This window comes from Solimonas flava DSM 18980, from assembly GCF_000426685.1.
Classification (GTDB): domain Bacteria; phylum Pseudomonadota; class Gammaproteobacteria; order Nevskiales; family Nevskiaceae; genus Solimonas; species Solimonas flava.
This window is the reverse complement of sequence record NZ_AUFV01000001.1, coordinates 525,075-546,323: the sequence shown is the minus strand read 5'-3', so window position 1 is coordinate 546,323 and position 21,249 is coordinate 525,075. Positions and strand designations below refer to the sequence as shown.

Sequence of the window (21,249 nt, the reverse complement as noted above, 5' to 3'; positions counted from 1 at the left end):
GGCGGCCGGCTAAATGCGCGCCGCCAGCCAATCGATATAAAGTGTTGCGGTGCAGCGAAGTGCTCGTTCCCCGCAGCCAACGCAAGTACACACATCCGATGACTGATTCAGTTCGAGCTGCCGGCGCTGATGGTGCGCAGCGTGAGGTAGCCTTGGTGACCGGTGCCAGCCGTGGCATCGGCGCCGCCATTGCCGCGCGGCTCGCCCGCAACGGTGCCAGGGTCTATGGCACCGCGACCAGCGAAGCCGGCGCGGCGAAGATTTCCGAAGCCCTGGCGCCGTATGGCGGCGAGGGCCGCGTGCTCGACGTGCGCGATCCGGCGGCGATCGAAGCGCTGCTCGATGCGATCGGCACGCTCAGCATTCTCGTCAACAACGCCGGCGTCACGCGCGACACGCTGATGCTGCGCATGAAGGACGAGGACTGGGCGCAGGTGCTCGATACCGACCTCACCTCCGTGTTCCGCCTCTCGCGTGCGGTGCTGCGCGGCATGATGAAGGCGCGCTACGGCCGCATCGTCAGCATCGGTTCGGTCGTCGGCAGCATGGGCAATCCGGGCCAGGCCAATTACTGCGCTGCCAAGGCCGGTCTGATCGGTTTCTCGAAGTCGCTGGCGCAGGAGATCGGCTCGCGCGGCATCACCGTGAACGTCGTCGCGCCGGGCTTCATCGACACCGACATGACCAAGGCGCTGAGCGAGGACGTGCGCAAGGGCCTGATGGAACGCGTGCCGGTGCAGCGTCTCGGCGCGCCCGAGGACATCGCCGCCGCAGTGGCCTACCTGGTTTCGCGCGAGGCCGGTTACGTGACCGGCACGACGCTGCACGTCAACGGCGGCCTGTACATGGATTGATTCAGGCGGATTGATTCAGGCGGAGGTTCGCGCGCTGCCGGCGCATACGCCTCCGTATGTTTTCTGATGTGGTATATGGCGGAACAAGGCACTGATTTTGCTTGGTTTCGCTCTTGCTGTGACCCTCGCGGCGTTTGTCTACAATACGCCAGCTTCAAACATCGACAACAGTTGTCTCCAGGAGTAATGCATGAGTACGTTGGAAGAGAAGGTCAAGAAGATCATCGCTGAGCAGCTCTCGGTCAGCGAAGATCAGATCACGCCGGAGGCCTCGTTCGTCGAAGATCTCGGTGCCGACTCTCTGGATACGGTCGAACTCGTGATGGCGCTCGAGGAAGAGTTCGAGATCGATATCCCGGACGAGGAAGCGGAAAAGATCGTCACGTTCCAGGACGTTCTGACCTACATCAAGGCGCACGCGCCGCAGCAGGGCTGATCCGTCTTTGCATCTCCCACAATCAGGTATTGACCGATGAGCCGTAGGCGTGTCGTCGTCACCGGCCTGGGCATCGTCTCGCCAGTAGGCAACGACGTCGCTACGGCCTGGGACAACATCCTCGCGGGGAGATCCGGTATCGGGCCGATTACGTACTACGACGTGTCGGCCTATACCACCAAGTTCGGCGGCATGATCCGCGACTTCGACGCCAGCCAGTGGCTGAGCGTGAAGGACGTCAAGCGCACCGATCCCTTCATTCATTACGGCGTTGCTGCCGCCAAGCAGGCGGTACGCGATGCCGGGCTCGAGATCACCGAGGAGAACCGCGAGCGCATCGGCGTCTGCGTCGGTTCCGGCATCGGCGGTATCGGCACGATCGAGGAGGAATGCCGGGCCCTGCACAAATCCGGTCCGAAGCGCGTGTCGCCGTTCTTCGTGCCGAGTTCGATCATCAACATGATCTCGGGCTACATCTCGATCGATCTCGGCATCACCGGCCCGAACATCGCAACGGTGACGGCCTGTACGACCGCGACCCATGCGATCGGTATCGGCGCGCGTCTGATCCAGGCCGGCGACGCCGACGTCTTCGTGGTCGGCGCCGGTGAAGCGGGTTCGGCGCCGGCGGGCATGGCGGGCTTCTGCCAGGCTCGCGCGCTGTCGACGCGCAATGACGCGCCGGAGCAGGCCAGCCGTCCCTGGGACAAGGACCGTGACGGCTTCGTGCTCGGTGACGGTGCCGGTGTGCTCGTGATCGAGGATCTGGAGCACGCCAGGAAGCGCGGCGCCAAGATCTACGCCGAGCTGATCGGCTTCGGCATGTCGGCCGACGCCTATCACATCACCCTGCCGCCGGAAGACGGCAACGGCGCGCGCCGCTGCATGCAGAACACGCTGCGCGATGCCGGCATCAATCCGGAACAGGTCGACTACATCAACGCGCACGGCACCTCGACGCCGGCGGGCGACGTGGCCGAAACGCAGGCGGTCAAGGCGGCGTTCGGCGATCACGCCTACAAGGTGTCGATCAGCTCGACCAAGTCGATGACCGGTCACCTGCTCGGCGCGGCCGGCGGTATCGAGGCGATCTTCTCGGTGCTGGCGCTGCGCGATCAGGTCGTGCCGCCGACGATCAATCTCGATCATCCGGGCGAAGGCTGCGACCTCGACTACACGCCGCATACCGCGAAGCAGAAGAAGCTGGAGATCGCGATCTCCAATTCCTTCGGCTTTGGCGGCACCAACGGCTGCGTCGCTTTCAAGCGCTTCGCCTGACGCCCGCCGCGATGCGGCGTGCGGAGCTGCATTCCGCCGTGGACCTGCTGGCGCTGCATCGCCAGCAGCCACGGCGTTTTCCTTTCCTGCTGCAAAGCGTCGCCGGGCATCCTCAGTCCGGCCGCTGGGATTTGCTGTTCGCGTTTCCGCAGGATGAGCTCCGGCTCGATGCGTCGGGACTGACGGCAAGTCGGCCGGAATTCGCGCAGGGCGGCGACTTCTTCGCCGCGCTCGATCGCTGGTGCGCGAGCGAGCCGCGCGTCGACGGCGGCGAGCTGCCGTTCTGCGGCGGCTGGTTCCTTTATCTCGGCTACGAAGCCGCGCGCCACGTCGAGCCGACGCTCGCGTTGCCGCCGGCGCCGTTCGATCTGCCGGACGCGCTTGCCGTGCGCTGTCCGGCGGCGATCGTCCGCGATCGCGAGCAGGGCCGTTGCTACGCCGTCGCCGAGGATGCGGCGCAGCTCGCCGAACTCGTCGCTCTCGCCGGGAGCGCCGCGCCGTCGCCGGCGTCTGCCGCGGTGACGCCGGTGGCCATCGACGAGCAGGACCCGGATCGCTATCTCGACGGCGTGGCCCGCGTGCTCGATTACCTGCGGGCCGGCGACGCGTTCCAGGTCAATCTGTCGCGCCGCTGGGACGTGCGCATCGACGCGCGGCTCGATGCCGCCGACGTCTACGCGTGTCTGCGCGAGCGCAATCCGGCGCCGTTCGCGGGCTTGATGCGCTGGGGCGATCTGGCGGTCCTCAGTTCTTCGCCGGAACGCCTGCTGTGCATCGACGCGCAGCTCGCGCAGACGCGCCCGATCGCCGGCACGCGCCGCCGCGGTGCCGACGCCGACGAGGATGCCGAGCTGAAAGCGGTCCTGCGCGAGAACCTCAAGGAGCGGGCTGAACACGTGATGCTGCTCGATCTGGAGCGCAACGATCTCGGCCGCGTCTGTGTGCCGGGCACGGTCGAAGTCGACGAGCTGATGACGCTCGAAAGCTATGCGCACGTGCATCACATCGTCTCCAATGTGCGCGGTCGTCTGCGCGACGGCATCGGGCCCGGCGCGGCTTTGCGCGCGGTGTTCCCGGGCGGCACGATCACCGGCTGTCCGAAGGTGCGCGTCATGCAGGTGATCGCCGAGCTCGAAGGCGAGGGGCGCGGCCCTTACACCGGCGCCTTCGGCTATCTGTCGCGCGACGGACGCTTCGACAGCAACATCCTGATTCGCACGATGGTCTGGCGACGCGGGCAGGTGGCGTTCCGCGCCGGCGCCGGCATCGTCGCCGATTCACAGCCGCAGGCCGAGCTGGCCGAGACCCGGGCCAAGGCCCGCGGCCTGCTGCTGGCGCTCGGGGCGCAGGCATGAAGGCGCTGCTCGACGGTCGCCCTGGCGACGCCGTGGCATTGGACAGCCGCGGTCTGGCTTACGGCGACGGCGTGTTCCGCACGCTGCTGGTCGTCGACGGCGCGGCGCTGCACGTCGACGATCATCTCGCCGCGCTGGCGCGCGACGCGCAGAGGCTCGATCTGCAGATGCCGTCGCCCGCGCTGCTGCTGGCCGACACCCGGATACTCGCCGCCGGTCAGGCGCGCGCAGTCGTGAAATGGCTGCTGGTGCGGCGCAGCGAGGGACGTGGTTATCGGCCGGCGACGCGCGCCGCGACGCGCATCGTGCTGCGCAGTCCGGCTCCGCGTTACGAAGGCGATCCCTGGCGGCAGGGCATCGTCGCCGACTGGTCGACGCTGACGCTGGGCATCCAGCCGGCGCTCGCCGGCGTCAAGCATCTCAACCGGCTCGAGCAGGTGCTCGCCTCGCGCGAGCTGGGCGCGGGCATCGACGAGCGGCTGATGTGCGATCATGACGGCCGCGTCATCGGCGGTACGCGCAGCAATCTGTTCTGGGTGACGGACGGCGTGCTGTGTACGCCGCGCCTCGATCGCTGCGGCATCGCCGGCACGATGCGCGCGCGCCTTTTGCAACTCGCGCGCGGCCTCGGGGTCGACGTCCGCGAGCTCGAGGCTCCGCGCGACGCGCTGCTCGGTGCGCAGGAGGCCTTCGTCAGCAATGCGCTGATCGGGCTCTGGCCGCTGCGTCGCGTCGGTTCGCGCGACTATCCGGCGCCGGGCGTGCTGACGCAGCGGCTGATGCAGCAACTCCGCCACCCGTCCTTGAACTGAACACCGTCGTGATCCGCAGATTTCGTTACGTTCGCCTGCTGTTGTCGTTCGCTGCCGTCGCTGCGCTGGCGATCGCCGGTCTGCTGTTCGACGGCTGGCGCCAGCTGCACGCGCCGCTGCGCATCGACGGCCAGCAGACGATCGAGATCGCGCCCGGCGACACGCTGGCCGCCGTGCTCGCGCGCATGAACGCGCAGCACTGGCTGCCGAGCGCGCGCGCCGCGCTGTACCTGCGCCTGTACGTGCGCTGGCACGCGATCGGGGGGCGGGTGCGCAGCGGCGAATACGCGCTCAACGCGCAGCACGACCTGCTCGCCGCGCTCGACCTGTTCCTGTCGGGGCGCACGATCGTGCACGAGCTGCGCTTCGTCGAAGGCTGGACCTTCGCCCAGGCGCTGCAGGCGATTCGTGCCAATCCGCTGATCCGGCAGACGCTGGCTGACGCCAAGCCCGAAGCGATCATGGCGGCGATCGGCCAGCCCGGCCAGCATCCGGAAGGGCGTTTCTTCCCGGATACCTATCGTTTTCCGAAGGACACCAGCGACCTGACGCTGCTGCGTCAGGCTTACGCCGCGATGCAGAAGGCACTGGCCGACGAATGGGCGCAGCGCGCGCCGGACCTGCCGTACGCGACGCCCGATGACGCGCTGATCATGGCTTCGATCGTCGAGAAGGAAACCGGCGTCGCCGCCGAGCGCGCGCAGATCGCCGGCGTGTTCGTGCGCCGCCTGCGGCTCGGCATGCGCCTGCAGACCGACCCGACCGTGATCTACGGGCTCGGCGAGCGCTTCGACGGCAACATCCGGCTCGTCGATCTGCGCACCGACACGCCTTACAACACCTATACGCGCGCCGGCCTGCCGCCGACGCCGATCAGCCTGCCGGGCCGCGCCGCGCTGCACGCCGCGCTGCATCCGGACGACGGCCAGGCGCTATTCTTCGTGTCCCGGGGCGACGGCACCCACGTGTTCTCGGCCACGCTCGCCGAGCACGATGCCGCCGTGCGCCGCTATCAACTGAAGAAGAAGTAGACCGGTATTTCTGGCATGACGACACGCGGACGGTTCATCACGCTCGAAGGCGGCGAAGGCGCCGGCAAGTCGACGCAGGCGCGTTTCATCCGCGACTGGCTGGTTGAGCGCGGCCGCGAAGTGGTGCTGACCCGCGAACCCGGCGGCTCGCCGCTGGCCGAGGCGATCCGCAGTCTGGTGCTCGGCGACTGGGCCGAAGGCGTCACGCCGCCGACCGAGGTCATGCTGATGTTCGCGGCGCGCGCCGCGCATTGGCACACGACGATCGAGCCGGCGCTTGCGGCCGGTCGCGATGTCGTCTGCGATCGTTTCGTCGATTCCAGCTATGCCTACCAGGGCGCCGGCAAGGGCGTCGACGAGGCGGCGCTGCAGACGCTCGAACGGCTGGCGGTCGGTGGCCACAAGCCCGACCTCACGCTGCTGTTCGACATCGAGCCGGAGCTTGGCCTGCAGCGCACGCGCGAGCGTGGCGAGGAAAACCGCTTCGAGCAGGAGACGCTTGAATTCATGCAGCGCGTGCGCGAGTCGTTCATGGCGCGCGCGCGCGCCGAGCCGGCGCGGTTCGCGGTGATCGACGCCTCGCGAGACGCCGACGCGGTCAGCGCCAGCGTCGCGCAGACGCTGGTCGCGCGCCTCGCGCCGGTCTCCGAGGCGGCCGCATGAGCGCGAGCGCGGCACTGTGGCGACCCTTGCCCTGGCAGCAGGAGCGCTGGCTGGAGCTGACGTCGCTGGTGCTGCAGCAGCGGTTGCCGCACGCGATGCTGCTGTCCGGCGGCGCCGGCATCGGCAAGCGCTGGTTCGCGCGCGCCCTGATCGCGTTCATCCTCTGTGAGCAGCGCAGCGGCTATGCCTGCGGCCACTGCCGCAGCTGCCTGCAGCTCGCCGCCGGCAGCCATCCGAACGCCGCGGTCCTCGGCGTCGACGGTCATCTGGGGCTGGCGCTGACGCCGGACGGCGTTGCCGAGCAGGGTCTGGTGCACTGGCAGCCGGACGCCGAGCGCAAGCGCCGCGACATTTCGATCGAGGGTGCACGCAGCCTGATCGCCAAGCTCGGTCTCGCCAGCCATTACGGCAGTGCCAAGTGCGCGCTGATCGAGCCGGCCGACCTGCTCAACGCCAGCAGCGCCAACGCCTTGCTGAAGACCATCGAGGAGCCGCCGGTCGGCACGCACCTGCTGCTCGTCACCGAGCGGCCGCAGGCCCTGCCGGCGACGCTGCGCAGCCGCTGCCAGCGGGTCCGCTTCGCGTCGCCGGATGCCGACGCCGCGAGGGCCTGGATGGCCGAGCAGGGCGTGCGCGACGAAGACGCGCTGGCGTTCGCGCTCGGTGCGCCGCTGCGGGCGCTGGCGCTGTGCGCGGACGACGGCATCGCCGTGCGCCGCCAGTGGGCCGAGCTGTGGAGCGCGGTTGCCGCCGGCCGGCGCGATCCGCTCGCCGCCGCCGCCGCGGTCGACAAGGACAGCGTTGCCGAGCATCTGAACTGGGCGCAGTTCTGGCTGGCCGGCGAGCTGCGCGGGCTGCTGTCGCGGGCGGCGCGGACCGAACAGCGCGAGGCGCTCGCGCTGATGGTGCAGGACGTCTACGACGCCCAGCGTCGCGCCGCCGGCAACGCCCAGCCGCAGCTGCTGATGGAATCGCTGTTCGTGCGCTGGATGCGGCTCGGCCGTACGGCGCTCGCCCGCGCCGCCTGATCGGCGTCCGCTATCCTTTGCCCATGTCGAGCCGATACAGTTCCGGCCAGATCTTCGGGGACAGACTTTGAGCACACCGCCACGCGCGGGCGGCGCACCGCCCGGCATCCTGACGCTGCATATCAAGGACAAGTCGGCCTTGTACGTCGCCTACATGCCGTTCGTGAAAAACGGCGGCCTGTTCATTCCGACCAACAAGGATTACCGCCTCGGCGATGAGGTCTTCATGCTGCTGACGCTGATGGACAATCCCGAACGTCTGCCGGTCGCCGGCAAGGTTGTGTGGGTGACGCCACGCGGCGCACAGAACAAGCGCGTGCAGGGCATCGGCGTGCAGTTCAGCGCGCAGGACGCCGGCGCCACGCAAAAGAAGATCGAAGGCCTGCTCGCCGGCGCGCTCGGCGCCGACCGGCCGACCCATACGATGTAAGAGGCGCGGGCGTGCCCGATGCGCTTGCGGGCAGGAGGCTCGCTGTCAGCGTGATCCCGGGCTGCTTTGTCGGCGCGCGTCAGCGCTTCTGCGGCACGCCGTCTTCGAGCACGTAGGCGTCGTAGCCTTTCTGCGTCAGCACGAACACGCCGACCGCGCTGCGCCGCGTGGTGTCGCAGCACAGGATCCAGCTCAGCTTCGGGTCGAGCATCGCCAGCTTCAGGCGCAGCATGTACAGCGGCAGGTTGATCGCGCCGGGCAGGTGATGGTCCTGGAACTCGCTCGGCAGGCGCACGTCGAGCCAGCGCGCGCGGCCGCTGTCGACCAGGGCCTGCGCGTCGGCCAGCGGCAGGCGCCGTTCGAGCGGCTGGTTCAGCAGTAGCTCGAAGTCCTCCTTGGCGAGCCGCATCAGGCTGACCGGCGTCAGCGCCGTCACCGAGGCATTGCGGCGGTCGGACGAGATCAGCGCTTCCTCGCCGAAGCAGGCGCCGGGTTCGAGTTCGGCGAGGCGCACCGGCTTCTGGCTGCCCTGCTCGCGGGTGACGATGCAGCGCCCCTCGACGATCACGTAGAAGTAGTCGCCCGGTGAGCCCTGCTTGACGATGACCTCGCCCGGCGCGGCCGAGCGCTTCTGCAGGCGCATGAACATCGCCTGCAGCTTGGCCGGCGGCACGAGCTGGAAGGTGCGCATCTGCAGCAGGCGCGTCATCCAGTCGTCGCCGATGCTGGCGGTATGGTTGGCGACGTCGCCGACAACGAACTGGCCGGTCTGGTCCCAGGTCAGCATCACGTCGAGCAGGCTGGCGTCGACCGCCAGCACGCGGAGGTCGCTCAGCGCGCGGGCCGAGACGGTGCGCGGCGACTGGTGGGCCAGGCGGTGGAAACTGGCCGGCTCGCCGGCGCGGATCCGTGACAGCGGCTGGCCGGCGGCGTTTTCGATCTGCAGCTCGCCGGACAGCAGGTAGAGCGCCTGCGGGGCATCATCGCCGGCCCGGAACAGCAGCTCGCCGGCGCGCCGTTCGAGCACGGCGGTCTTGCGCGCGAGCTCGGCCTGGCTTTCCGGGCGCAGGGCGTTGAGCGGCACGTAGCGCTCGAACAGGCCGGTATCGACGACTTGCGAATTCATGCGGCGTTGCGCCTGGGCTGCCCTGAAACGCGGCGATGCTAGCACGCGTCCGGCGCGGCGCTGCGTGACGCTGCGCAAACGACGCGGCGGTCGGGGCGACCCGTTCGGGTGGTTGCCGTCAAGCTCAGTCGGCGGCGCCGAGCGTTTCGAGGCGCTCGGTCGTCGTCAGCCACTCGTCTTCGGCGGCTGCCAGCTGGCGGCGCAGCTCGGCCTGACGTGCCAGCGCGTCGCGCAGTTCGGCGCTGCGCGCGGCCTCGTAGATCGCGCCATCGGCGAGCTGCGCCTCGATCGGCGTCAGCGCCGCCTGCAGCTTGGCCATCTGCTTGTCGAGGCGGTTGATCGTCTCGCGCAGCGGCTTGCTCTGCGCGCGCAGTTCGGCGGCATCGCGGTGCGGTGCCGCCGGCGCCGCTGCTTCGGCGGCCGGTTTCGGCGCCGCGGTGTTGTCGCGCTGGCGCAGCCAGCGCGCGTAGGCGTCGAGATCGCCCTCGAACGGCTGGGCTTCGCCGCCGGCGACCAGCCAGAAGGTTTCGCAGGTGCTGGTCAGCAGATGGCGGTCGTGCGAGACCACGACCAGCGCGCCGGGGTAGTCGAGCAGGGCCTGCTCGAGCGCGTGGCGCATGTCGAGGTCGAGGTGGTTGGTCGGCTCGTCGAGCAGCAGCAGATTCGGTTTCTGATAGACGACCAGCGCCAGTGCCAGGCGCGCCTTCTCGCCGCCGGAGAACGGTTCGACCTTTTCCATCGCGCGGTCGCCGCGGAAGTTGAAGCTGCCGAGGAAGTTGCGCAGTGCCTGTTCGTTGGCGCGCGGATCGAGGCGCTTCAGGTGCAGCAGCGGCGAAGCCTGCGGATCGAGGCTGTCGGTGGTGTGCTGTGCGAAGTAGCCGACGCGCAGGTTCGGATCGCGCATCGCCTGGCCGGCGAGCGGTGCCAGCTCGCCGGCTAGCGTGCGCACCAGCGTCGACTTGCCGGCGCCGTTGGGGCCGAGCAGGCCGATGCGATCGCCGGGCGCGACCAGCAGCTTGAGACCCGAGAGGATCTTCTTGTCGCCGTAGCCGGCGCTGAGCTTGTCGAAGCGGAGCAGCGGCGAGGGCAGTTTCTCCGGCTCCGGGAAGCTGAACGAGAACTCCGAATCGGCATGCACCGCGGCGACCAGTTCCATGCGTTCCAGCGCCTTGACGCGGCTTTGCGCCTGCGTGGCCTTGCTGGCCTTGGCCTTGAAACGGCGGATGAAGTTCTGCAGGTGCGCGATCTCGCGCTGCTGCTTTTCGTATTGCCCGGCCTGCAGCGTCAGGCGTTCGGCACGTTGGCGCTCGAACTGCGAGTAGTTGCCGGTGTAGAGCGTCGCCTTCAGGTTTTCGAGGTGCAGGGTCTGCGTCGTCACCGCGTCGAGGAACTCGCGGTCGTGCGAGATCAGCAGCAGCGTGCCCGGATACGAGACCAGCCATTCCTGCAGCCAGATCACGGCGTCGAGGTCGAGGTGGTTGGTCGGCTCGTCGAGCAGCAGCAGGTCCGAGCGGCACATCAGCGCGCGCGCCAGGTTCAGGCGCATGCGCCAGCCGCCGGAGAAACTGGCGACCGGCCGCTGCCCGGCCTCGTGCGCGAAGCCGAGGCCGTGCATCAGCGTCGCCGCGCGGGCGCGCGCCGCGTAGCCGCCGATCGCGTTCAGGCGCTCGTGGATCGTGGCAATGCGCTCGACGTCGTGTTCGTTCTCGGCCTTGACGAGGCGTGCTTCGAGCTGGCGCAGCTCGACGTCGCCGTCGAGCACGAATTCGATCGCCAGGTCCGGCAGCGACGGCGTTTCCTGCGCGACCGAGGCGATCGCCAGATCCTTGGGCCGCGACAGGCTGCCGCGGTCGGCATCGAGCTGGCCGGTGATCGCGGCGAACAGCGTCGATTTGCCGGTGCCGTTACGGCCGACGACGCCGACGCGCCAGCCGGGATAGATCGTCAGCGACGCGTCTTCGAGCAGCGTGCGTGCACCGCGCCGCAGGGTCAGGGATTGCAGGGAAATCATGGGCGCGCAGTGTAGCGGCGCGTCCGCGCGCAGTCGCGTCTGCGCCGCCTATTCGGCGAAATCCGGGGCGTGGCGGCGCAGGGCGAGGCCGTTGGCGGCGCTCGGCATGTGCACCAGCGTCTGCAGGCCGCTGCCGTACGGCGCCAGACGCGCGCGGTCGCGGCCCTCGGACTTGGCGCAGTACAGCAGGATGTCGGCGTAGTGCAGCACGTCCTCGGCGCGCGTCTGCTCGTCGGGCACCAGCCAGGCCAGGCCGGCGCTGGCGGTGACGCGCACGCGCAGGCCGCCGGCCGGATCGGCGAACGGCAGCTTGCGGATTTCGTCGAGCAGGCCCTCGATCAGGCCGGGCAGCGCTTCGGCCTTGACGTCGTACCAGACGATCGCCATTTCCTCGCCGCCGTAGCGCGCGCGCAGATCGAGCGGTCGTTTGGCGACCTCGGCGCCGAGCAACGCGCCGATCCGGCGCAGCACGCGGTCGCCGAACAGATGCCCGTAGCGGTCATTGATCGACTTGAAATGATCGAGGTCGAGCAGCGCGACCGCGACCTGGCGCTGTTCGCGCGCCGCCAGCGCCAGCACGCGTTCCAGCGAGCGGTGGAAATCGTGGTGGTTGGCCAGCCCGGTGAGGCCGTCGGTGGCGGCCAGCGTTTCGGCGTAGCGCTTGTTGAGCCAGACCAGACGCGCCAGCAGCTCGTGCGTGTAGGTGCCGGCGACCGCGATCAGCGCCATCGTCGCCAGGCCGAAGGTCTGCAGGCCGGGATTCGAGCCCGGCGCCGCGCCGCGGTATTCGACGGCGATCGCCAGCGCGGTGCCGATCAGCGTGCCGCCGAGGATCGCGGTCCAGCGAAAGCCGCCGAAAAAGGCGACCGCGACCATCACCATGCCGAGCATCTGACTCGGGAAGTCGAAGCCGTGATGCAGCGCCAGGCCGCGCATCGCCAGCGTCCCGGCCCAGATGCTGGCCGCGGCGCAGGCCTGCACGGTGCGCTGCACGCGCGGATCCGGTGCGAAGCTGGCGAGCGCGCCGGCCGCCGCCATCGGCAGCACCAGCAGCCACTGGATCGTCTGCAGCGCCGGCAGCACGTCCTCCGGCACGTTGAACAGGCGCACATTGAACAGCGGCGTGATGCCGTAACCGAGCGCGAGCACGGCGAACAGCAGGGCGCGCGCCGGCGCGTGGCGACGCCGCTGCCAGTTGCGGAATTCCTGTTCGAGATGCGCGGGCCCGAGACGCAGACGATAGAGGCGCGGAGGCCGGCTCTCGCTGCGCAGGCTGGCGAGAAGATCCATGATCCACCCGGGATCGCCGTATGCCGGTCAAGCATGCGGGACAGTTCCGGACCGCGGAAGCGATAATATCCACTATCAAGTTTTGCGCTGCGCTGCCGAGCGGGCCGGCTGGCCCGATCCGTGCTTCGCATAGCGCCGGGTCGGCCGGCATCCGCCGCCGCCCATCACAAGTCGAACCCGAAAGGACCGCAACAGGTGACGACGACGCTGAGCTTCGAAGCCCGCCCCCGTATTCCGGCGGCCCTGGACCGGCTCGAGGAGCTGGCCGGCAATCTCGCCTACGCCTGGGACCGCGACATCCGCCGCGTGTTCTGGCGCCTCGACCAGCGGCTGTGGCTGAGCTGCGAGAACAATCCCAAGCTGGTGCTGCGCCGCATTCCGCAAGCCACGATCGATCATCTGGCCGAGGATCGCGATTTTCTCGAGGACTACCACCACGCGCTGTCCTCGTTCGATTCGTACATGGCCAGCGGGCGGCGGCCGGAGATCGAAAAGCACCTGCATCCCGAGCACGATCTGGTCGCCTATTTCTGCGCCGAGTTCGGTCTGCACGAGAGCCTGCCGATCTATTCCGGCGGCCTCGGCATCCTCGCCGGCGACCACTGCAAGGCGATCAGCGACCTTGGCGTGCCGTTCATCGCCGTCGGCCTGCTCTACCGGCAGGGCTACTTCACGCAGACCATCGACGCGCAGGGCCGCCAGCAGGCCAATGCCCACACCGTCGATTTCGACGAGCTGCCGATCCGGCTCTGCCGCCAGGCCGACGGCGGCGAACTGCGCGTCACCGTCGAGCTCGGCGAGCGCGACGTGCAGCTGCGCATCTGGGAAGCCAAGATCGGCCATGTCTCGCTGATCCTGCTCGACGCCGACGTGCCGGAGAACGGCGAAGCCGACCGGGCGATCACCGACCAGCTCTACGGCGGCGACAGCGACACGCGCATCCAGCAGGAGACCGTGCTCGGTGTCGGCGGCGTGCGCGCGCTGCGCGCGCTCGGCCGGGCGCCGACCGTCTGGCACATCAACGAAGGCCATGCCGCGTTCATGATCCTCGAGCGCATTCGCGAGGGTGTCGCCGCCGGCCTGCCGTTCGATGCAGCCCTGGAAGCGGTCGCCGCGGGCACCGTGTTCACCACGCACACACCGGTGCCGGCCGGCCACGACATCTTCCATCACGCGCAGATGCGCTGGTTCCTCGGCCGCCTGCTCGGCAGCCTCGGCACGGAGGAGGCGACGCTGCTCGCGCTCGGCGCCGACCAGCACGGCGGCGACCGCTTCAACATGACCTCGCTGGCCCTGCGCGGCAGCCGCTTCCACAACGGCGTGTCGAAAATCCACGGCGGCGTCGCCAGCCGCATGGAGGCCTATCTATGGCCGCAGATCCCGCCGGAGGAAAATCCGATCGGGCACGTCACCAACGGCGTGCACCTGCACACCTTCATCGCCCGCGCCTGGACGCGGCTGTTCCACGACAGCTTCCGCGCCTGGCGCAACGGCGTGCTCGATCCGAACTTCTGGCGCTGCATCGACAGCATTCCGTACGACCGCTACGTCGCCGTGCGTCGCCAGCTCAAGCGCGACCTGCTCGGCGACATCGCCGCGCGCGTGCGCCGCCAGCTGCGCCGCAACGGCGTGCCGGAGACCATCGTCGCGCGCGCCACGCGCTACATCGGCGATCCGAACAGCAAGGCGCTGGTGCTCGGCTTCGCGCGCCGCTTCGCGACCTACAAGCGGGCGACGCTGATCCTGCAGGACGAGGAGCGTCTGGCGCGGCTGCTGAACCATCCGCAGCGACCGGCGATCCTGATCTTCGCCGGCAAGGCGCACCCGAAGGACCAGCCCGGCCAGGCGCTGATCCAGAAGCTCTACGAAACGAGCATGAAGCCGCAGTTCATCGGCCGCCTGATCATGGTCGAGGGCTACGACATGCTGCTGGCGCGCAACCTCGTGCAAGGCTGCGACGTCTGGCTCAACAACCCCGAGTATCCGATGGAGGCCAGCGGCACCTCGGGCGAGAAAGCCGGCATCAACGGCGTCGTCAACGTGTCCGTGCTCGACGGCTGGTGGGACGAAGGCTACGTCGCCGAGGGCCAGGACGGCCCGAACGGCTTCGCGATCGAGCCGGTCGATCCGCGCTACTGGTACTCGCTGCTCGGCGACGAGATCGCGCGGCGGCGGCGCGACGAGGAAGAGGCCCGCCAGCTGCTCGACATCCTCGAAGGGCAGGTCGTGCCGCTCTACTACGGCCCCGACAACGAGGCCTATGCGCCGGAGTGGGTGCGCATCAGCAAGAACTCGATGAAGACCCTGATCCCGCGCTTCAATTCGGCGCGCATGGTGATGGACTACGTGCACGGCTTCTACGGCCCGGCGGCGCGGCAGACGGCGCGTTTCACCGCCGCCGGCCACGCCCTGGCGCGCGAGTACGCGGCCTGGAAACAGAAGCTGCACCAGGCCTGGGGCGGTGTGTCGCTGCAGGCGCCGACGCTGCCGCAGGTGGTCGGACAGGGCGCGCCGCTGACGGTCGAGGTCGCGGCCGGGCTCAACGGCCTGGCGCCGACCGACGTGATCGTCGAATGCCTGCTCGGCGTCGAGGTGCACGGCCGCTTTACCGTGCACAAGAGCGCGCTGCTGCATCCGCAGACCGCCGCCGACGGCCAGATCCGCTTCGTCGGCTCGCTCGAACCGCTCGCCGGCCGCCAGTGCCTGCGCGTGCGCATGCGGCCGACGCATCCGGCGATGTCGCACCCCGGCGAACTCGGCGCCGCGGTCTGGGCCTGAACGGCGCCGCCGTGCGCGCCGCGCCGGTCTAGCCGCGCGCTGATCTAGCCGCGCGACGGCCGCTCGGCGGCGAGCAGGTCCAGGCGCCGGTCGGCGCGCGCTTCGGCGAACAGCGTCGCGGTGTCGGCCGGCAGACGCCGGCGCCAGTTTGGATGCTCGACGGTGGTGCCCGGCAGGTTCGGCTGCTCGACGATGCCGGCGATGTCTTCGACCGGCACGACCGCCAGATCCGAAGGCGTGCGCGCGACGAAACGCAGCGCCGCGTCGATCGCATCGTCCGGCTGATCCGGTGCCGGCGGCGTTTCGGTGGCGGCGACGCCGGCGTGGCGGAACGCGGCCCACAGCCTGACCCGTTCGTCCGCGCGCTGCGTGTATTCGTGCGCGCGGTCGCTGTCGGGGGCGAACAGGTTCAGCTGCGCGCGCCAGTCCAGATCGCGGCCGTGCCACCAGCCGGCGACGGTCGGCAGATCGTGCGTGGTGGTGGTCGCCATCGCCTCGCGCGGCCAGCGCGAGGGCTCCACGTACAGGCCGTGGTCGGTTTCGAACCACAGCACGCGCATGCCCATCAGCCCGCAGCCGTACAGCGCGTCGCGGATGCCGTCGGGCACGGTGCCGAGATCCTCGCCGACGATCACCGCGCGATGCCGCTGCGATTCGAGCGCGACCAGGCGCAGCAGATCGTCGAACGGACATTTCAGGTACGCGCCCTCGGTCGCGTGCGCGCCCTGCGGCACCAGCCACAGGCGCATCAGCCCGAGCACGTGGTCGATGCGCAGGCCGCCGACGTGGCGCAGCGCCGCGCGCAGCAGCTCGATGAAGGCGCTGAAGCCGCGCCGGCGCATCGACCGCGGCGAAAACGCGGTCAGGCCCCAGCTCTGGCCGAGCGCGTTGAGCAGATCGGGCGGGGCGCCGACCGACAGGCCGCCCAGCATATCGGCCTGGCGGCTCCAGGCGTGGCTGCCGCCGCTGTCGGTGCCGACCGCCAGATCGCCGATCAGGCCGATCGCCATGCCGGCGTCGCGCGCCGCGCGCTGCGCCTGCGCCAGACCGCGCGCGGCGAGCCACTGCGCGAACAGGTGAAACTGCAGTTCGTCGGCCTGCGCCGCCGCGGCGGCAGCGACGGCGGCGCTGCGCGGATCGCGCAGCCCGGCCGGCCATTCGCGCCAGGACCAGCGGCCTTGCGCGAGCTGCTGCGCGTGCAGCACCTCGAAGCGGGCGTGATCGAGCAGCGCTTCGCCGCCGTCGTCGACGAAGCGCTGGAATTCGAGCCCGAGCGGATCGTCCGGGCGCAGGCGCGCCGCCAGCCGGCCGTGGGCGGCGCGCAGCAGCGCGAGGCGCGCGCGGCCGCTCGCCGGCCAGTCGACCAGCGGCAGCGCTGCGAGCCGCGCCGCCTCCGCATCGAGGCCGAGCTCGCCGAGCAGCGCCTGCGTCGGCGTGCTGCCGAGCAGCAGCGCCGGATCGGCGTGCAGGACGTTGAAGAACAGGCGGCTCGACGGCGCGTACGGGCTGTAGTGATGCACGTCGGCCGAGAACAGCGCGTGCACCGGGCTGACGGCGACGGCATCGGCGCCGCGCGCGCCGGCCCGTTCGGCGAAGTCGGCAAGCGCCGTGAAGTCGCCGATGCCGAGATCGCCGTCGCGGCGCAGGGCGTAGAGCTGGGCCGCGACGCCCCAGGCACGGCGCGCGCCGGCGGCGTCGCTGACGCCCCAGGCGCGCGGCGGCGCGACCGCCAGCGTGCGCTCGCCGTCGTCGAGCGTGAGGCGGTGATAGCCGGGCGGCAGCGTCATCGCCGTGCCGGCGCCGGCGCCGTCGGCCGCGAAGTGCAGTTCGCGCGTGCCGCCGTCCTCGAGCCGCACCGGCAGGCGCCGGCCGGCGAGCTGCGGCGCGGCCAGCGACCAGTGCGCACCGGCGACTGCGGTCAGCAGCGGCGCGCGCAGCGGATCGGCGTCCTCGGCTTCGAGCCGTGCCGCGCTGTCGGCGATCTGCGCCGGCGTCGCGCACGGAATCTCCAGCGCGCCGAGCACGGCACGCAGGGTATCGTCGCTGACGCTGCGCGGCGTGCCGCGATAGTCGGTCCAGCGCAGCGCGATGCCGGCGCGTTCGGCGAGGTGCTGCAGGGCGGCGTCGCTCATGCGGACTCCGGTCGTGGGTCGTCGAGAAAGGCACAGCAGGCGGGCGCGACGAGCGCGCCGCGCGCCAGCTCGGCGGCGGCGCCGGCGCGGCTTTCGAACAGCAGGCGCCCGGCGGGCAGCGTCGCGGGCAGCGCTTCGCCGCCGAGCTGCAGTACCAGTGTCAGCAGGCTGCCGTCGCCGAGCCGCCAGCGCGCCGCGACGGCGCGCGCGCCGGCCGCTTCGGCACCGGCGCTGCGCGCGCCGGACAGGCGCGGCATCAGCTCGCGGCGGCGCAGCGCCAGCAGCACGCGGTAGTAGGCCTGCCATTCGCCGTGCGCGGCGGCGGTGAAATCGGGGCAGGACTGCGCGAAGGTCGGCGGCGCATTGGGATCGGGAATGCGCTCGCGGCGCAGCGGGTCGGCGAAGGCGGCGAAATGCGCGAACTCGGCGCGACGGCCGGCGGCGACTTTCGGCGCCAGCGTCGCGTCGTGGTCGGTGAAGAACAGGAACGGGGTGCGGCAGCCCCATTCCTCGCCCATGAACAGCAGCGGGATCTGCGGACACAGCAGCTGCAGCGCGACGGCCGCGCGCAGCGCTTCGGGCTCGGCGAGCGTGATCAGACGTTCGCCGTGCGCGCGGTTGCCGATCTGATCGTGGTTCTGCAGGAACAGCACGAAGGCGTCCGGCGGCAGCGTCGGCGGGGGGGCGCCGGGCGGCGGCAGGCCGGGGTAGGCGAGTCCTTCGGCGAGGATCTGCGCCAGCAGCGCCGCCGGCCGCACCGCGAAGCGCGCGTAGTAGCCCTCGTGCTCGCCGCTGAGCAGGACATGCAGCGCGTGGTGCGCGTCGTCGTTCCACTGCGCGGTATAGCCGCTGGCGAGCAGCGCGAGGTCGTTGTCGCCGTTCTCCAGCACCAGATGCACGTGGCGCCCCGCTTCGGTCCCGGCGCGGACGCGGGCGGCCAGCTCGACCAGAAAATCGCGTTCCTCGATCGCGTGCACGGCGTCGAGACGCAGGCCGTCGATGCGGTATTCGAGCAGCCAGTACAGCGCATTGCCGATGAAGTAATCGCGTACCGCGCGCTGCCGGAAGTCGATCGCCGCGCCCCACGGCGTGTGGCGGTCGGCGCGAAAGAAGTCCGGCGCATAGGCATGCAGGTAATTGCCGTCCGGGCCGAAGTGGTTGTAGACAACGTCGACGAATACCATCAGGCCGAGGCCGTGCGCGGTGTCGATCAGCGCCTTGAGCTGGTCGGGCGTGCCGTACGAGGCTTCCGGCGCGTACGGCAGCACGCCGTCGTAGCCCCAGTTGCGGGCACCGGGGAATTCGGCGAGCGGCATCAGCTCGATCGCGGTGACGCCGAGCGCGGCCAGCGCTTCGAGCCGCGCGGCGACGCCGCGGTAGCCGCCGCAGCAGCCGACGTGCAGCTCGTAAAGCACCGTCTCGTGCCAGGGACGGCCGCGCCAGCTTTCGTGTTGCCAGCGATAGGCGCGCGGATCGACGACCAGGCTCGGTCCGTGCACGTCGCCGTCCTGCGCGCGTGCCGCCGGATCGGGTACCGCGAGGCCGTCGTCGAGGCGGTAGCGGTAGCGGCTGCCGGGCGGGGCCACGGTTTCCCGCTCGAAGCAGCCGTCGGCGCCGCGCTGCATCGGCTGCGGCGGCGCGTCGTCGAGCGCCAGCGCGACTGCGCGCTGGGCCGGTGCGTAGAAACGGAAGCGCGTCCGCGCGCCGTCGGCGAGCAGTTCGGCACCGAACGGCAGACGGTACGCGTGGCGACTCATGCGGCCTGCGCTTCGTCGTCGCCGTCGTCGTCGCCGACCACGAGCACGCGCGGCTCGTTGGCGGCTGCCGCGGAGCCCGGCGCGAACGCGGCGCGTTCGACGCGCGCCGCGAGCAGCATCAGGCTGTGGCCGGCGACCTCGACGCTGCCGTCGGCGGTGTGCAGCTCGCGCCGCTCGGGCGCGTCGGTATCGAGCAGCAGTCGGTAATCGAGCGTCGGCGGCGGCAGGTCGAAGCGGTAGGCGCTGCCGTCGGCGTTGAACAGGGCGATGACGACGTCGAGCATCTGCTCGTGCTCGGCGCTCGGTCCGGCGCGGCGCAGGCCGAGCAGGCGCGCGTTCGGGTTGTTCCAGTCGTCCTCGTTGAGTTCGATGCCGTCCTCGTCGAACCAGAACACGTCGCGCAGGCCCGGCGCGTACTCGATGCGCGCGTGCTGGAAGTAGAGACCCTGCAGCAGCGGATGCTCGCGGCGCAGCGCCAGCACGCGGGCGACGAAGTCGCGCAGCGCCACGCCGCGCGGCGTCTCGGCACGCGACCAGTCGAGCCAGGCGACCGCGTTGTCCTGGCAGTAGGCGTTGTTGTTGCCGTCCTGCGTCTGCCCGAATTCGTCGCCGGCGAGCAGCATCGGCGTGCCGTGCGAGATCAGCAGCGTCGCCAGCAGCGCGCGCTTGGTGCGCTCGCGCTGCGCGATCACGGCGGCGTCGCTGGTCGGGCCCTCGACACCCCAGTTGGAGCTGTCGTTGTCGTCGCTGCCGTCGCGGTTGTCCTCGGCGTTGGCCTCGTTGTGCTTGGCGTTGTAGCTGACCAGATCCTCGAGCGTGAAGCCGTCGTGCGCGGTGATGAAGTTGACGCTGGCCCACGGTCGCCGGCGGTGATGGTCGAACATTTCCGCCGAGCCCTGCAGGCGCGCGGACAGCGCCGGCCGGCGTCCGGAATCGCCTTTCCAGTAGCGGCGCACGTCGTCGCGGAACTTGCCGTTCCACTCCGCCATGCCGGCCGGATGGTTGCCGATCTGGTAACCGCCGGGGCCGATGTCCCAGGGTTCGGAGATCAGCTTGGTGCGGGCCAGCACCGGGTCCTGCATCAGTGCGTCGAAGAAGCCGGCGCCGGGCGTATAGCCGCTGTCCTCGCGGCCGAGCGTGACGCCGAGGTCGAAGCGGAAGCCGTCGACGTGGAACTCCTGCACCCAGTAGCGCAGCGAATCCATGACCAGACGGATGGTCGCCGGATGGCTGAGGTTGACGGTGTTGCCGCAGCCGGTGTCGTTGATGTAGTGGCGCGGATCGCTCGGCAGCAGGCGGTAATAGGCGGCGTTGTCGAGGCCGCGCAGCGACAGCGTCGGGCCGAACTGGCTGCCTTCGCAGGTGTGGTTGTAGACGACGTCGAGGATCACCTCGATGCCGGCGGCGTGCAGCTGCTTGATCGCCCATTTGACCTGGCCGAGCGTGCCGTCCGACAGGTAGGCGCGGTCCGGAGCGAAGAAGGCGAGCGTGTTGTAGCCCCAGTAGTTGCTGAGCCCGCGCTCGACCAGATAGCGGTCGCGGACGAAGGCGTGGATCGGCAGCAGCTCGACGGCGGTGATGCCGAGGCGTTTGAGATAGTCGATCGTGCGCGGATGGCCGAGCGCGCCGAACGTGCCGCGATCGTGGTCGAAGTAGCCGTCGCGGCGCATGGTGTAGCCGCGCACGTGCAGCTCGTAGATCGCGGTCTGCGCCCAGGGCACGCGCGGCGGATGGTCGTTGCCCCAGTCGAAATGCTCGTCGACGACCACCGCCTTCGGCACATAGGCGGCACTGTCGCGGCGGTCGAACGAAAGATCGCCGCGCGGCGAGCCGACCTTGTAGCCGTACAGCGCGTCATGCCACTTCAGCTCGCCGGCGAGCTGGCGCGCGTAGGGGTCGACCAGCAGCTTGTGCGGGTTGAAGCGCTTGCCGGCGCGCGGCTCGTACGCGCCATAGGCGCGGTAGCCGTAGCGCTGGCCGGGCCGCGCATTCGGCAGGTAGCCGCGCCAGATGCCGTCGACGCACTCGGGCATCGGCAGGCGCAGCTCGTGGCGGCCGGCGGCGTCGAACAGGCACAGCTCGACGAGATCGGCGCTTTCCGAGAACACGGCGAACTGCGTGCCGCGTCCGTCCCAGTGTGCGCCGAGCGGACCGTCGGACTGTTGCGGCGTCGGCGGCAGCAGGCGGTCGGGGAGGTCGAGGGACATCGAACGGTTCCTTGTCGCGGCGGCGGGACGGCCTCAGGCCGGCACCGGCCTGCGGGCATCA

The 21,249-nt window shown here is 70.2% G+C and carries 16 protein-coding genes; 10 read left to right on the top strand and 6 right to left on the bottom strand.

Going from position 1 to position 21,249, the window contains the following annotated elements:
* The first annotated feature begins 98 nt into the window (after nucleotides 1-98).
* From fabG to K343_RS0102345, 9 genes are all read left to right on the top strand, one after another.
* Nucleotides 99-854, top strand: a complete 756-nt coding sequence (gene fabG / locus K343_RS0102385) for a 3-oxoacyl-ACP reductase FabG (protein WP_051277868.1) — start codon at nucleotides 99-101, stop codon at nucleotides 852-854.
* Between the two features lie 190 nt (nucleotides 855-1,044).
* Nucleotides 1,045-1,290 carry an acyl carrier protein gene (acpP, locus tag K343_RS0102380; protein ID WP_028006691.1) on the top strand — a complete coding sequence of 82 codons (246 nt, stop codon included), beginning with the start codon at nucleotides 1,045-1,047 and terminating at the stop codon, nucleotides 1,288-1,290.
* Between the two features lie 36 nt (nucleotides 1,291-1,326).
* Nucleotides 1,327-2,568, top strand: a complete 1,242-nt coding sequence (fabF, locus tag K343_RS0102375) for a beta-ketoacyl-ACP synthase II (RefSeq protein WP_028006690.1) — start codon at nucleotides 1,327-1,329, stop codon at nucleotides 2,566-2,568.
* Between the two features lie 11 nt (nucleotides 2,569-2,579).
* Nucleotides 2,580-3,923 carry an aminodeoxychorismate synthase component I gene (locus K343_RS0102370; RefSeq protein WP_028006689.1) on the top strand — a complete coding sequence of 448 codons (1,344 nt, stop codon included), beginning with the start codon at nucleotides 2,580-2,582 and terminating at the stop codon, nucleotides 3,921-3,923.
* Nucleotides 3,920-4,735, top strand: coding sequence for an aminodeoxychorismate lyase (pabC, locus tag K343_RS0102365; RefSeq protein ID WP_028006688.1), 816 nt, complete (start codon nucleotides 3,920-3,922; stop codon nucleotides 4,733-4,735). Before K343_RS0102370 ends, pabC begins: the two co-directional genes overlap by 4 nt.
* Before the next feature lie 8 nt (nucleotides 4,736-4,743).
* Complete coding sequence (gene mltG / locus K343_RS0102360; RefSeq protein WP_028006687.1) at nucleotides 4,744-5,766, top strand: endolytic transglycosylase MltG; 1,023 nt, start codon at nucleotides 4,744-4,746, stop codon at nucleotides 5,764-5,766.
* A gap of 15 nt (nucleotides 5,767-5,781) precedes the next feature.
* Nucleotides 5,782-6,429 (top strand): dTMP kinase, encoded by a 648-nt coding sequence (gene tmk / locus K343_RS0102355; protein WP_028006686.1) that lies wholly within the window; start codon nucleotides 5,782-5,784, stop codon nucleotides 6,427-6,429.
* Nucleotides 6,426-7,457 carry a DNA polymerase III delta subunit-related protein gene (locus K343_RS20630; protein WP_084615610.1) on the top strand — a complete coding sequence of 344 codons (1,032 nt, stop codon included), beginning with the start codon at nucleotides 6,426-6,428 and terminating at the stop codon, nucleotides 7,455-7,457. Before tmk ends, K343_RS20630 begins: the two co-directional genes overlap by 4 nt.
* A gap of 67 nt (nucleotides 7,458-7,524) precedes the next feature.
* The gene (locus K343_RS0102345; protein ID WP_051277866.1) at nucleotides 7,525-7,887 is read left to right on the top strand and encodes a PilZ domain-containing protein; all 363 of its coding nucleotides are present in this window, start codon (nucleotides 7,525-7,527) and stop codon (nucleotides 7,885-7,887) included.
* Nucleotides 7,888-7,966: 79 nt separating this feature from the next.
* Here K343_RS0102345 and K343_RS0102340 read toward each other — a convergent pair whose 3' ends face one another.
* The 3 genes from K343_RS0102340 to K343_RS23145 form a co-directional block, all read right to left on the bottom strand.
* Nucleotides 7,967-9,013, bottom strand: coding sequence for a cyclic nucleotide-binding domain-containing protein (locus K343_RS0102340; protein WP_028006684.1), 1,047 nt, complete (start codon nucleotides 9,011-9,013; stop codon nucleotides 7,967-7,969).
* Nucleotides 9,014-9,137: 124 nt separating this feature from the next.
* On the bottom strand, nucleotides 9,138-11,024 hold the full coding sequence (locus K343_RS0102335) for an ATP-binding cassette domain-containing protein (protein WP_028006683.1): 1,887 nt from the start codon (nucleotides 11,022-11,024) through the stop codon (nucleotides 9,138-9,140).
* 48 nt (nucleotides 11,025-11,072) lie between these two features.
* A complete protein-coding gene (locus tag K343_RS23145) occupies nucleotides 11,073-12,314 on the bottom strand; it encodes a GGDEF domain-containing protein (protein ID WP_051277865.1) in 1,242 nt (413 codons plus the stop codon).
* Nucleotides 12,315-12,509: 195 nt separating this feature from the next.
* Here K343_RS23145 and glgP point away from each other — a divergent pair, with 195 nt between their 5' ends.
* A complete protein-coding gene (gene glgP / locus K343_RS0102325; protein ID WP_028006682.1) occupies nucleotides 12,510-15,092 on the top strand; it encodes an alpha-glucan family phosphorylase in 2,583 nt (860 codons plus the stop codon).
* Between the two features lie 44 nt (nucleotides 15,093-15,136).
* On the opposite strand, the gene malQ is transcribed toward glgP, so the two are convergent.
* The 3 genes from malQ to glgX are packed head-to-tail and all read right to left on the bottom strand — an operon-like array spanning nucleotide 15,137 to nucleotide 21,188.
* Nucleotides 15,137-17,224: a 4-alpha-glucanotransferase gene (gene malQ / locus K343_RS0102320; protein ID WP_051277864.1), complete on the bottom strand. Its 2,088-nt coding sequence runs from the start codon at nucleotides 17,222-17,224 to the stop codon at nucleotides 15,137-15,139.
* Nucleotides 17,221-18,981, bottom strand: a complete 1,761-nt coding sequence (gene treZ / locus K343_RS0102315; RefSeq protein WP_028006680.1) for a malto-oligosyltrehalose trehalohydrolase — start codon at nucleotides 18,979-18,981, stop codon at nucleotides 17,221-17,223. The genes malQ and treZ overlap by 4 nt, the downstream gene beginning before the upstream one ends.
* Nucleotides 18,978-21,188, bottom strand: a complete 2,211-nt coding sequence (glgX, locus tag K343_RS0102310) for a glycogen debranching protein GlgX (RefSeq protein ID WP_028006679.1) — start codon at nucleotides 21,186-21,188, stop codon at nucleotides 18,978-18,980. The genes treZ and glgX overlap by 4 nt, the downstream gene beginning before the upstream one ends.
* Nucleotides 21,189-21,249 lie beyond the last annotated feature (61 nt).

What these genes read in the sequence shown, in the direction of transcription:
- fabG (WP_051277868.1), top strand. Translation starts at nt 99, where the DNA reads ATGACTGATTCAGTTCGAGCTGCCGGCGCTGATGGTGCGCAGCGTGAG.
- acpP (WP_028006691.1), top strand. Translation starts at nt 1,045, where the DNA reads ATGAGTACGTTGGAAGAGAAGGTCAAGAAGATCATCGCTGAGCAGCTC.
- fabF (WP_028006690.1), top strand. Translation starts at nt 1,327, where the DNA reads ATGAGCCGTAGGCGTGTCGTCGTCACCGGCCTGGGCATCGTCTCGCCA.
- K343_RS0102370 (WP_028006689.1), top strand. Translation starts at nt 2,580, where the DNA reads ATGCGGCGTGCGGAGCTGCATTCCGCCGTGGACCTGCTGGCGCTGCAT.
- pabC (WP_028006688.1), top strand. Translation starts at nt 3,920, where the DNA reads ATGAAGGCGCTGCTCGACGGTCGCCCTGGCGACGCCGTGGCATTGGAC.
- tmk (WP_028006686.1), top strand. Translation starts at nt 5,782, where the DNA reads ATGACGACACGCGGACGGTTCATCACGCTCGAAGGCGGCGAAGGCGCC.
- K343_RS20630 (WP_084615610.1), top strand. Translation starts at nt 6,426, where the DNA reads ATGAGCGCGAGCGCGGCACTGTGGCGACCCTTGCCCTGGCAGCAGGAG.
- K343_RS0102340 (WP_028006684.1), bottom strand. Translation starts at nt 9,013, where the DNA reads ATGAATTCGCAAGTCGTCGATACCGGCCTGTTCGAGCGCTACGTGCCG.
- K343_RS0102335 (WP_028006683.1), bottom strand. Translation starts at nt 11,024, where the DNA reads ATGATTTCCCTGCAATCCCTGACCCTGCGGCGCGGTGCACGCACGCTG.
- K343_RS23145 (WP_051277865.1), bottom strand. Translation starts at nt 12,314, where the DNA reads ATGGATCTTCTCGCCAGCCTGCGCAGCGAGAGCCGGCCTCCGCGCCTC.
- malQ (WP_051277864.1), bottom strand. Translation starts at nt 17,224, where the DNA reads ATGAGCGACGCCGCCCTGCAGCACCTCGCCGAACGCGCCGGCATCGCG.
- treZ (WP_028006680.1), bottom strand. Translation starts at nt 18,981, where the DNA reads ATGAGTCGCCACGCGTACCGTCTGCCGTTCGGTGCCGAACTGCTCGCC.
- glgX (WP_028006679.1), bottom strand. Translation starts at nt 21,188, where the DNA reads ATGTCCCTCGACCTCCCCGACCGCCTGCTGCCGCCGACGCCGCAACAG.